Origin of the sequence: Qaidamihabitans albus (genome assembly GCF_016464705.1) — a bacterium.
Lineage (GTDB): Bacteria > Actinomycetota > Actinomycetes > Mycobacteriales > Pseudonocardiaceae > Qaidamihabitans > Qaidamihabitans albus.
Genome location: NZ_JAEHOB010000006.1, coordinates 361,370 through 372,315 on the forward strand (window position 1 = coordinate 361,370; position 10,946 = coordinate 372,315).

The 10,946-nt window shown below is 72.4% G+C and carries 10 protein-coding genes and 1 pseudogene; 5 read left to right on the top strand and 6 right to left on the bottom strand.

Annotated features, from left to right (window positions below):
• Positions 1-6: 6 nt before the first annotated feature.
• Entirely contained in the window at positions 7-528 is a 522-nt protein-coding gene (locus JAP66_RS15165) for an IclR family transcriptional regulator (RefSeq protein ID WP_443706210.1), read from the bottom strand.
• Between the two features lie 23 nt (positions 529-551).
• On the opposite strand from JAP66_RS15165, the gene JAP66_RS33550 reads away from it, so the two are divergent.
• Positions 552-974, top strand: a complete 423-nt coding sequence (locus tag JAP66_RS33550) for a glycoside hydrolase family protein (protein ID WP_504956950.1) — start codon at positions 552-554, stop codon at positions 972-974.
• A 208-nt stretch (positions 975-1,182) separates the two neighbouring features.
• Positions 1,183-1,914 (top strand): annotated as a pseudogene (locus JAP66_RS33200) (carbohydrate binding domain-containing protein); the annotation flags it as partial.
• Positions 1,915-2,007: 93 nt separating this feature from the next.
• Here the strand turns inward: JAP66_RS33200 and betT are convergent.
• The 5 genes from betT to JAP66_RS15200 all read right to left on the bottom strand — a co-directional run bounded on the left by betT (position 2,008) and on the right by JAP66_RS15200 (position 8,867).
• The gene (gene betT, locus JAP66_RS15180) at positions 2,008-4,110 is read right to left on the bottom strand and encodes a choline BCCT transporter BetT (protein ID WP_372448972.1); all 2,103 of its coding nucleotides are present in this window, start codon (positions 4,108-4,110) and stop codon (positions 2,008-2,010) included.
• A gap of 278 nt (positions 4,111-4,388) precedes the next feature.
• Complete coding sequence (locus tag JAP66_RS15185) at positions 4,389-5,024, bottom strand: ABC transporter ATP-binding protein (RefSeq protein ID WP_199432357.1); 636 nt, start codon at positions 5,022-5,024, stop codon at positions 4,389-4,391.
• Positions 5,025-5,026: 2 nt separating this feature from the next.
• A complete protein-coding gene (locus JAP66_RS15190; RefSeq protein ID WP_307849568.1) occupies positions 5,027-5,713 on the bottom strand; it encodes an ABC transporter ATP-binding protein in 687 nt (228 codons plus the stop codon).
• A complete protein-coding gene (locus JAP66_RS15195) occupies positions 5,700-8,372 on the bottom strand; it encodes an ABC transporter permease (protein ID WP_307849569.1) in 2,673 nt (890 codons plus the stop codon). Before JAP66_RS15195 ends, JAP66_RS15190 begins: the two co-directional genes overlap by 14 nt.
• 51 nt (positions 8,373-8,423) lie before the next feature.
• Positions 8,424-8,867: a MarR family winged helix-turn-helix transcriptional regulator gene (locus JAP66_RS15200; RefSeq protein ID WP_199432358.1), complete on the bottom strand. Its 444-nt coding sequence runs from the start codon at positions 8,865-8,867 to the stop codon at positions 8,424-8,426.
• A 23-nt stretch (positions 8,868-8,890) separates the two neighbouring features.
• Between JAP66_RS15200 and JAP66_RS15205 the strand changes: the two genes are divergently transcribed.
• From JAP66_RS15205 to JAP66_RS15215, 3 genes are all read left to right on the top strand, one after another.
• Complete coding sequence (locus tag JAP66_RS15205) at positions 8,891-9,415, top strand: hypothetical protein (RefSeq protein WP_199432359.1); 525 nt, start codon at positions 8,891-8,893, stop codon at positions 9,413-9,415.
• Positions 9,416-9,462: 47 nt separating this feature from the next.
• Entirely contained in the window at positions 9,463-10,269 is an 807-nt protein-coding gene (locus JAP66_RS15210; protein WP_210770146.1) for an IclR family transcriptional regulator, read from the top strand.
• An 83-nt stretch (positions 10,270-10,352) separates the two neighbouring features.
• Positions 10,353-10,946: ABC transporter substrate-binding protein (locus JAP66_RS15215; protein ID WP_199432360.1), on the top strand; the 594-nt coding region annotated here is incomplete at its 3' end.

Consider the following 10,946-nt stretch of genomic DNA (forward strand, 5'->3'; position numbering starts at 1 on the left):
TGCACGTCAGCCCCGCAGGCCCAGCGCCGTGGACAGCGCGTCGGCGCCGTCCCGCGCCCAGCGTTCCCACCGCGGCCGCGGCGTGGCGCCCCACCGGTGTGCCGGCACGGAGACACTCAGCGCGGCCACCACGGCGCCGGTGCCGTCGCGCACCGGCGCGGCGACGCAGACAACATCCAGATTGGACTCACCGTGCTCGTGGGCGAGGCCGGTCTCGCGCACGCGCACCAGTTCCTGCCACAGCGCCTCCGGGCGGTCGGGACCGCGTCCGGTCATCCGCGCCAGCGCCACCCCCGGCGGGTACAACGCGTCGATCTCCGTGTCCGGCAACGGGGCCAGCAGCAGCTTGCCCACCGCCGTGCAGTGCGCGGGCAGCCGTCTGCCGACCGCCGAGACCATCCGCACCGAGCGGCTGCCGTCCGCCCTGGCGACGTAGATCACCTCCGTGGCCTCCCGCACCGCCACGTGCACCGCCTCCCGGCAGGCCGCGGAGATCTCGGCGGCGACCCGCGCGCCTTCGCCGGCCAGCTCGGCCCCGCGACTCGACGGTCATCGACCACGAGGGCAGCTACTACCGGTTCACCAAGGACGAACGCGATCCGGGCTCCTCCACGCCCTGCAGCAAGTTCATCCTCCAGGAGAAGTCCACGGCGCTCACCGACACCTCGTGGGAGTTCGTCGCCGACTGCATCGGCAAGGCCACCGAGGACAGTCCCGGCATCGCCCGCGGCGAGGGCCCGACGATCTTCAAGTCGAACACCGACGAGAAGTGGTACCTGTTCATCGACGAGTTCGGCGGCCGCGGCTACGTGCCGTTCGAGACCACCAACCTGGCCTCGGGCACCTGGACCATGTCGAGCGACTACCAGCTGCCGTCCTCGCCACGGCACGGCACCGTACTGCCGGTCACCAGGGCCGAGCACGACCGGCTGACCGGCGACCTGCCCGACCGGCCCCGCCGTCCCGGCCGCTGACCCGCCCGCACCCGATTCGCGCCTTCCTCCGACGACGGGAGTCACCATGCACCGAACACGCTCCTGAACCAGCGCCCTGCTCGCGGCACTGCTCACCGGGACGCTCGTATCCGTGCCCACCACGGCCGTGAGCGAGCCCGCGGACGCCGTGACCGACTACACGGTGGACATCGATCCCACCCGCCCCGGTCCGTCCATTTCGGACGCCATGTACGGTGTCTTCTTCGGGGACATCAACCGCGCCGCCGACGGCGGGATCTACGCCGAGCTCGTGCAGAACCGCTCGTTCGAGTACGGCCCTGCCGACAACCCGTCGTACACGCCACTGACCGCCTGGACACCAACGTCGACCGGCGGAATGCGGGGAACGGCGGAGGTCGTCGACGACGCGGGCAGGTTGAACGAGCGCAACCGCCGGTACCTGCACCTCGAACTCGACGGCGGCGGAGCGGGCGGCTACGGCGTGACCAACGCGGGCTACAACTCCGGCATCGCGGTGGAGGCCGGGAGAAAGCACGACTTCTCGGTGTGGGCCCGTACCGACCGGCCCCAGGGCAGCCCGCTGACCGCGACGCTGTCCGACGGGGCGGGCAACGCGCTCACGGCACGACCGGTGCGAATCCAGGTGCGTGACGACGGCTGGGCCGGCTACAGCGGCACGTTCGTCGCCACCACAACGAGCACCACGGGACGGCTGACGGTGTCCGCGGGCGGCACCGGCACCGTCGCCCTCGACATGGTGTCGCTGTTCCCGCGCGACACCTTCCGGAACCGGCCGAACGGGCTGCGCCGGGACCTCGCCGAGAAGATCGCCGCGCTCGAGCCGGGCTTCGTCCGCTTTCCCGGCGGCTGCCTGGTCAACACCGGAAGCCACGAGGCCTACGAGGCACCGGACTATCCCCGGCGCCGCTCGTACCAGTGGAAGGACACGATCGGGCCAGTCGAGCAACGGGCCACCAACGCCAACTTCTGGGGCTACAACCACGCCACCTTCCGGCTCAGCTGGGCACGCCGAGCCTCGTGGGTGCGCACGCTACGACTCCGTGTCCTGACTGTCCATCATGGTCGGCACCGGGGTGCTGCTGCCCGTCTCCCGGTGCAGCCGCAGGAACTCGAGATGCCGCTCGTACTGGTCGAGGATGTCGCCGATCAGCTGTTCCCTGCTGTAGCCCATGACGTCGTAGCCCTGGCCGCCCTCGGAAAGGTAGACCTCGTAGCGGAAGTAGGTGTCCTGACTGCTCAGCGAGCCCATCGCGAAGGACGGCGTCTCCGCCTCGTGCGGCCAGAGCTGGTACCGGAACCACTCCTGCTCGCCCATGTCCACCGTCAGGTCCAGGTGCGGCAGGTCGAGCTCCGGCACGGGTTCCTCGGCCACCGACGCCTCCGCGCCCTGCACCCGCAGCTCCTCGACGACCTCGGTGAACGCCGGGCGGCACACCTCGTCGACGAACCGGCTCGCCGCGCGCTTGCCCGGGAAGTTCATCACCCTGGCGAGCCGCTGCCGCCACGAGGCCCGGCCCGGCTGTCCCTCCGAGGCGGGTTCCGGCAGTGACGACGGCATCGTCGCGCGCAGGCTGTCCTCCCGGAAGCGTTCCACGCGCAGTGCACGGTAGAGCCCGAGCATGATCATGAACATGACGAACGAGAACGGCAGGCCCATCACGATGGTCGCGTTCTGCAGCGTCGGCACACCGCCGACGATGAGCATAGCCAGGGTGAGCAGGCCGATCGCCGCGGACCAGAAGACGCGCACCCACCGGGCGGCGTCCGTCCTCGGCGTCTTGAGGTAGGACGTGAAGTTGCCCATCACCAGTGCGCCCGAGTCCGCCGAGGTGACGTAGAACAGCAGCCCGACGAAGGTCGCAAGCCCGGCGATGAAGGTGGCGCCCGGGTACTGGGAGAGCAGCGCGTAGAAACCCTGCTCCGGCTGGTTCATCGCCGTCTGGCCGAACGCCTCGTTGCCGCCGCGCACCTCCCGCAGGGCCGCGTTACCGAAGATCGACAGCCAGGTGAGGGTGAACAGGAACGGGATCACCAGCGTGGCGGCGACGAACTGGCGGATGGTGCGGCCGCGCGAGATCCGCGCGAGGAACAGGCCGACGAACGGCGCCCACGCGATCCACCAGGCCCAGAAGAACAGCGTCCAGGAGTTCAGCCACTCGGTCGGCTGCTCGAAGGCGAACGTGTTCAGCGTCAGGTCGGCGAAGTTGCCGAGGTAGTCGCCGATGTTGAGCACGATCGCGTTGAGCAGGAAGAGCGGGTCGTCGCTGAACAGGATGAACAGCATGAGCCCGATGGCCAGCACGACGTTGAGCTCGGAGAGCCGCCGGATACCCTTGTCGACGCCCGCGATGGCCGAGATGGTCGCCATGAACACCGCCAGCGCGATCAGCCCGATCTGCGCGGCCGTGCCCTGCGGGATGCCGAAGAGGACCTCCAGCCCGTAGTTGAGCTGGACGACCCCGATGCCCAGCGACGTCGCGATCCCGAACACGGTGCCCAGCACGGCGGCGATGTCGACACCGTGACCGATCGGCCCGTGGATCCGCTTGCCGAAGATCGGGTACAGCGCGGACCGGATGGTCAGCGGAAGGCTGTAGCGATAGGCGAAGTAGCCGAGCACCATGCCCATCAGCGCGTACATCGCCCAGCCGGTGATGCCGTAGTGGAACAGTGTCCACACCAGGGCGTCGCGGGCGGCCTGCACGTTCTCCCCGGCACCCACCGGCGGCTCGAGGTACTGCGTCACCGGCTCGGCGACCGAGAAGAACATCAGATCGATGCCGATACCCGCCGCGAACAGCATGGCGCCCCAGGCGAACAGGCTGAAGTCCGGTGTGGAGTGTTGCGGACCGAGTTTCACCTTGCCGTAACGCGAGGCTCCGATGAAGATCACGAAGGCGAGGAACAGCGTGGCGGCGAGGAAGTAGTACCAGCCGAAGCCAGCCGAGATCCAGCCGACGAGCTCGCCGATCGCGGCCGAGGCCGTCTCCGGCGTGATGATCGCCCAGATCGAGACGGCGAGGATGCACGCGGACGAGCCGAAGAACACCACCGGATTGATCCGCTGCTGCTTCTCCGTCGAGACGGGACCGCCGCCTGCCACGTGGTCCGCCCCCGGTTGGTTCGCCGGCACGATCCAACCCCTTTCGGCCCGGTAGTTCGATCGGTTGTCACTGAGGCTCCGGTCCGGAGCCGGCAAGACAGTATCAGGCGGATCGCGAACCGGCCGCGCTCACGATGCCGCGCATCGCGCCTGGCGGGCGTGGTAGGAGATCCAGTGAGGACAGATCGCCGCTACGCAGATCACAGCGGAAGGAACCGGCGCCGGGCGGTCCGGTGAACGACCGGTCGCAGCCCGTGACCGGAGACCGCTGTCCACAAAGGGGACCCACTCGGGTTCGGTGGACCGGGTCAGCCGCCGGGGAGGTCCAATGCGATCTCCCGGTCGGCGTAGTCCCGCACCACGGGGTCGTGACTCGCGGCGAGCACCGCCGCGCCCCGGTCGGCGGCGGCCCGTAGTGCGCGCAGCACCCCGGCGCCCCTGCGCCGGTCCTGGTGCGAGGTCGGCTCGTCGGCCAGCACCAGCGTGGCGCGGGCAGCCAGCGCGCGGCCGACGGCGGCACGCTGCTGCTCGCCGCGAGACACCTCGCCGGGCAGCCGGTCCGCGAGCGGACCGAGGTCGAGCACGTCGAACAGACCGGCCACGTCCGCCGGCGTGCCGTCCGCCCGCAGCCGTCCGGCGAAGGCCAGGTTCTCGGCGATGCTGAGCTCGTCGAGCAGGCTGATCGACTGGGGTACGAAGGCGAGGTCCTGCCACGGCATCGCGTGCATCGGCCGGTCCGGCAGCGGCGGATGCGGCCGCACGCCACCCTCGTCCGGGGCCTCCCAGCCACCGATGATCATCAGCAGGGTGCTCTTGCCCGAGCCGGACGGCCCGGTGAGCACCACCAGCTCGCCGGGCGCCAGCGCGAGGCTCACGGTGCGAAGCGCCGGCACCGCGGCGTAGGACTTGCACACCCCGGTGACGGTCAGAACCGGCTCGGGCACCTTCACCTCCGCACCCGCTCGCCGTCGACGAGCTCGATCGTGTGGTCGGCGGCCGCACTGACCTCCGGGTCGTGCGTGGCGACCAGAACGGCGTGCCCGCGGGCTGCAAGGCGGCGCAGCGCGGCGACGACCCTGGCCGTGGCCGCGCGGTCCAGTTGCGCGCTCGGCTCGTCGGCGACCAGCAGTGTGGGGTCTCCCGCCGCGGCGAAGGCGAGCGCCACCCGCTGCTGCTCGCCGCCGGACAGCTCGCGCGGATAGTGCCCGGCGCGGGCGCCGAGGCCCAGGTCCGCCAGGACGTCCCCCGGTTCCACGGTGGTCTTCCGGAGGCGAGCGCCAAGTGTCAGGTGCTCGGCGACCGTGAGATAGCCGAACAGGTTGTCGGCCGGATCCTGGAACACGTAACCCACGTGCGCCCGGCGCAGTGCCCGCCGTCGCCGGGCCGGCAGCCGCGTCGTCTCGATCCCGGTGATCTCGACGGTGCCGGCCTCCGGCCGTTCCAGGCAGGCCAGGATCCGGAGCAGGGTCGACTTCCCCGAGCCGGACGGCCCGACGAGGGCGGTCACCACCCCGCGCTCGACGGTGGCGTCCACGGCGGAGAGCGCGCGCACCGTGCGGCCGTCGACGCGGTAGCCGTGCGTGACCCCGGTGCAGCTCAGCACTGTCCGTGCGGTCCGTTCAGCGTGTGTCACGCAGCACCTCCGCGGGCCGGGCGCGGGCGGCCGCACGGTGCGCGGCGGCCGCGGCGAGGACGCTGGTGGCGGCGGCCGCGGTCAGGAGCCCGGCGAGCACCGGCCACGGCGTGGTGACCAGCGCCCCGGGGGCGGTTCCGGGGTCGACGTCGTAGCCGGTGTGCGTCAGCAGCACGAGCACACCGGCCGTGCCGAGCCCGGTGACGAACCCGGCGAGCAACAGCCCGCCGACCTCCAGCAGCAGGGAACGCCGGTGCTCGCGGCCGGTGACCGCCATCCGGCTCAGCAGCACGTAGGCGCTGCGCCGGGCCCGGGAGCGGGCATCGAGATGCAGCAGCAGGCCCACCACGATGATCACGCCCGAGAGCAGCGACACCGCCGAAAGGAAGGTGAACGTGTAGGTGATCCCGGTGTAGACGCCGGCCGCGTGCACCTGGTCGGCCCGGCTCGTCGTCGACACCGGCAGGCCCGCACCGGCCACCGCGGGCACGATCCGCTCGGGATCCCCCCGGGCCCAGAGCTGGGGCCGGCTTTCCGGCACCAGCCGGTCGAGGACGTCCCGGTGCACGAGCAGAACCGGGTTGCCCGGAGCCTTGCCCGGCAGCTGGGGGACGCCGGTGATGGTCAGCGACTGCCGGCTGCCCGCCAGCTCCAGGGTCGCATCGGCGGGTGCGGGCATCCCGGCGAGCACCGCGCCCGGCCGTGCCGGTTCCGGGTCGAGCCGGGAGACCAGTTCCCGCAGCGCCGGTCCGGGCAGTCCGGGATCCCAGAACGCGGCGCGGGGGAACGTCTCCGGGTCCACGCCGAGGACGTGCACCGTGGTGTCGCCGAGGCTGCCGTCGGTGCGCAGCGCGGTCACGCTCGCCCTGCCCGCCAGCTCACCGGGGACCGCCGCGGGCGCGGACAGCGTGAACACGACATCGGTGCCGACGATCAGCTGCGCCTCGGCGTGCAGCGTCCGGTCGACCGAGGCGATCACCGTCGCGCCGTAAACCGAAAGCGCCACCGGCACCGCGGTCGCGCCCACCAGGACCGCCGCCACCACCGGGGCCGCGCGCACGCGCCGCCAGGCCAGGAAGCGCGCGATCCGGCGCATCGACGTTCCGGGGGGACGCGAGCGGGAACGGCGCCGGGACCGCGCGCCCAGCGCCCTCAACGCCCACCACGTGGACCTGCCGGTGAGCATCGCCAGTCCCGCGGCCAGCAGGACCGGCGCCACAATCAGCCTCGGCGGGATGTACGCCACGGCGCCGGCACCGGCACCGCGCAGCTGGACGTCGTCGTCGAGCAGGAACCAGGCCAGCCCCGCCGCGGCCAGCGGGACGAGCTCCCACGGCAGCCTGCTCAGGCGAGCACGATGGCCGGGCGGGGCGTCGAAGAGCCGCCCGGCCCGGCCGCCCGCGACTGCCGCGATCGCCGCCAGCACGGCCAGCGCCGCCGCCCCGGCGCCGAGCACGGACACGAGCGTCGCGCCCGGCGTCACCAGCGGGCTCGGTCCGGCGGTGGCCACCAGGAACCGCGCCGTCAGCCAGCCCGCGGCGGCACCGACGAGCACCGCGCCGCCCGCCTCGAGCGCCGCCTTCCCGGCGACCGCGGCCGGGCCGACACCGCGCGCGCACAGCACCGCGAGCTCGGCCCGCCTACGATCGGCCCAGAAGGCACCCGCCGCGGCCGCGATCACGAGACCGGCGAGCGCCCCCGCGACGGCCAGCGGCACGACGGTTCCGGTGAGCGCGTCGACCACCAGCCCGGCGCGGGCGGCCTTGACGGCCAGTGTCGAGTCGACGGCCGCCTCGTCCGGGTAGGCGCCGGCCGCCTGCCGGTCCGTCACCGCGGCTCCCAGCTGCCGCAGGCCGGCGATCGTCGGCGCGGCATCGGTGGTGGTGAGCCCTTCGGTGTCCACCGACATCTCGATCGTGTTGTGCGCCCGCACGTCGCTGCCCCGCGCCGCCGCGAGCAGGTCGGCGTGCTCCACCAGCGCGAGCGGGTACACCGGCGCGCTGGCGAGCGGCTTGCCGCGGTAGACGTCGCGCAGGCCGCACCAGTACGGCTGGTCCGGCAGCTCCCGCAGGTCCCGGTAGACGGCGGCCACCCGCATCGACACGGGTTCCGGCCCCACCGCGACCGCCACCCGGTCGCCGACCCGGAGCCGCTGCGCGGCCGCGAACCCGTCCGGCAGCCAGATGCCCCGGCCGGCACCACCGGCGAGCACCCGTACGTGCTCCCTGAACCCGTCCCGCGCGAGCAGCGACACCGCCGTCTGGTCGGGACGCGCGGGAGGTCCCGGCACCGGGCGCACGTGGCCGCGCGTCAGTGTCGACACGACCGGCTCGGACAGCCGGGGCACCTGGGCCGCGGCCGGGCGCACCAGGCCGACCCGCTCCTGGAGCAGGCGCGCGCCGACGAGCTGATCCGGGCGGTAGGGCGGCGCGGTGAACGGCAACGCGGCGCCGACCTGCGCCCCGACCGTCCACTTGCAGGACCGCTCGAGCTGGTTGTGCAGGGTCGCGTTGCCGGACGAGGCCAGGAACAGCGACGCCGCCGCTGCCGGGAGGGCGACCAGCAGCCCCGCGACGGCTATCGCCAGCGCCACCGCGGGCCGCCGCCACAGCAGGAACGGCGCGCGCGACCACGGCGCGGGCAACGGTGACCCCCTCACGCGAAGCACTTTCGCATATCGGCGGGAGGACGCCCTACCGGCCCACCGCGTTCAGCGCAGTACAGCGAGCAGGGCACGCAGCGTCGCCCGTGCGTGCTCGAGCTCGCCGCTGCCGAGCGCGGCGCGGTCGAGCAGTGCCGCACGCGCGGTGGCCGACCGGCACTGCAGCTCCGCCAGGGTGTGCCGGCCGGCCATGCTGAGCGCCACCAGCCGGGCGCGCTGATCGGCGGGATTGGGCCGCAGCTCCACCTGCCCGTCGGCCACCAGGTCGTCGACCACGCGCTGCACGCTCTGCCGCGCCAGCCCCAGCCGCCGGGCCGCACCGGCCACCGTGCGCGGGCGGTCGGAGACGACGCTGAGCACGTGCCAGCGCGCGGCCGTCTGGCCCAGCTCACGGGCGATCGCCTCGCTGGACCGGCGCGATTCCCCCGCCAGCTCGTATACGTCGGCCATGAGCAGGCGGTACGCGTCCACGTCGGCGGTGTTCCTCGTCATGTTTGACAGTGTACTGTCAAAGTATGTCCACGAACCCAGGTCTCGCCGAGGCCCTCCACGCACCCGCACCGGACGGCACGCACGCACGGCGCCTGGATCTCTTCGGCCGGTTCGTCGGCTCATGGGACCTCGACTGGTCCGGCCCGGACGCGGTAGGGCAGCCGGCCACCATGACCGGCGAACTCCATTTCGGCTGGGTGCTGGGCGGCCGGGCGATCCAGGACGTGTGGATCGTGCCCGGGCGCGGTGAGCCCGGTGAGGGACGGCCACCGCTGGCCTTCCACGGGTCGACCATCCGTTTCTACGATCCGTCCATCGACGCCTGGCGCTCGACCTGGATCGAACCGGTCAACGGACGCGTCCGCCGGTTCGTCGGGCGCCCCTCCGGGCGCGACATCGTGCTGATCAGCGACGAGGAGGAGCCATGGCTGCGCTGGTGCTTCACCGCGATCACGGCGCGGTCGTTCACCTGGCGGGCCGAGGCCTCCGGCGACGGCGGCGCGAGCTGGCGCTTCGCCGAGGAGATGCGGGCCACCCGCCGCCGATGAGCTAGGTTCGGCTGACACCACGGACGTCGGTACGAGGCGGGTCCACGATGGCAGAGGTGGCAGACGAGCGCCGTTCCGTCCTCCGCCGCGCGCTGCGCATCCTCGACACCTTCAAGGACGCACCGGCTCATCTCACGCTGTCCGAGCTCAGCAGGCGATCCGGCGTGCCCCTCACCACGACCCACCGGATCGTCACCGAACTGCACCACTGGGGCGCGCTCGAACGCGACGACTCCGGCGGCTACCGGATCGGGCTGCGGCTGTGGGAGGTGGCGGCGCACGCTCCCCGGTCGGTGGGCCTGCAGCGGATCGCACTGCCGTTCATGCAGGATCTCTACGAGACCACCCACCACGGCGTGCACCTGGCCGTTCGGGAGCAGGACGAGGTCGTCTTCGTCGAGCGCTTCGTCAGCCCGGAGACCGCCCGCGACGAGCGCCCGCGCGTGGGCGGCCGCTACGCCATGCACGCCACCGCGGTAGGGCTCGTCCTGCTCGCGCACGCACCGGCCGACCTGCAGGAGGACGTCATCAGCGGGCCGCTGGTGTCGTTCACCTCGCGCACCTACTCGAACGAGCGCGAGCTCCGGCAGGTGCTCGCCGACGTGCGCCGCTCGGGCTACGCCGTCAGCGACCGGCAGATCAACCCGGACTACGTCTCGGTCGCCGCGCCGATCCACGGAGCGGACGGCACCGTGGTCGCGGCACTGTCGTTGATCGTGCCGCACACCGAGTCGCACGGCCCGAACCTCGCCCATCTGGTGCAGGCGACCGCACGAGGCATCTCCCGCGCGCTGGGTGCGCCACCGAAACGACCGTACCGGCACGGGTCTTCCGGTATGCGGAAAGGTGGGTAGCCGCCGCGACGGCACCGGCGCGACTCTCTGCGGGCCGGCTACAGGGTGGTAGCCGGCCAGACGGGAACGAGGAGAAGAACATCGTGCCTACCCACACGCTCACCGCAGCGCCGCTGAGCCGCAGGTCCTTCGTCAAGCGCTCCGCACTCGCCGTCGCCGCCGCGACCGCGGGGCCGGCTCTGCTGTCGGCGTGCGGTTCCGAGCCCGCCGGCGCGGGCGGCGGTCAGCAGGTCACGTTCCTGAGCTATCTGCCGCTCGAAACGCTCTCACTGGCGCCCGAACTGCTCGCGGTGGCCGGAGGTCACTTCGCCAACCACGGTCTCGACATCAAGCTGCAGCCGGTCAAGGGCTCACCCCAGGCCATGCAGACGCTGCTGGCAGGCACCGCGCCGATCACCCGGCTCGGCCAGATCGACGTGATGAGCGCCGTGGCCGACTCCGGTCAGCCACTCGTCAACATCGGCACGCTCACCCGGGGTTCGGCCCTGCGGTTCATCTACAGCAAGTCGAACCACCCGCTCGAGAAACCGGAGGACTTCCTCGGCCAGACGATGGGCGTGCCGTCCGAGGGCGGGACGAGCGACAAGGTCGTCTCGCTGGTACTGGCCAGCGCGGGGCTCGATCCGGAGAGGACGACCCGCCAGGTCACCGGGCTCACCCCGGGCACGTTCAACCTC

Coding starts and splice junctions, on each gene's coding strand:
- JAP66_RS15200 (WP_199432358.1), bottom strand. CDS start 8,867: ATGACGAGGAACACCGCCGACGTGGACGCGTACCGCCTGCTCATGGCC.
- JAP66_RS15210 (WP_210770146.1), top strand. CDS start 9,463: ATGGCAGAGGTGGCAGACGAGCGCCGTTCCGTCCTCCGCCGCGCGCTG.
- JAP66_RS15205 (WP_199432359.1), top strand. CDS start 8,891: ATGTCCACGAACCCAGGTCTCGCCGAGGCCCTCCACGCACCCGCACCG.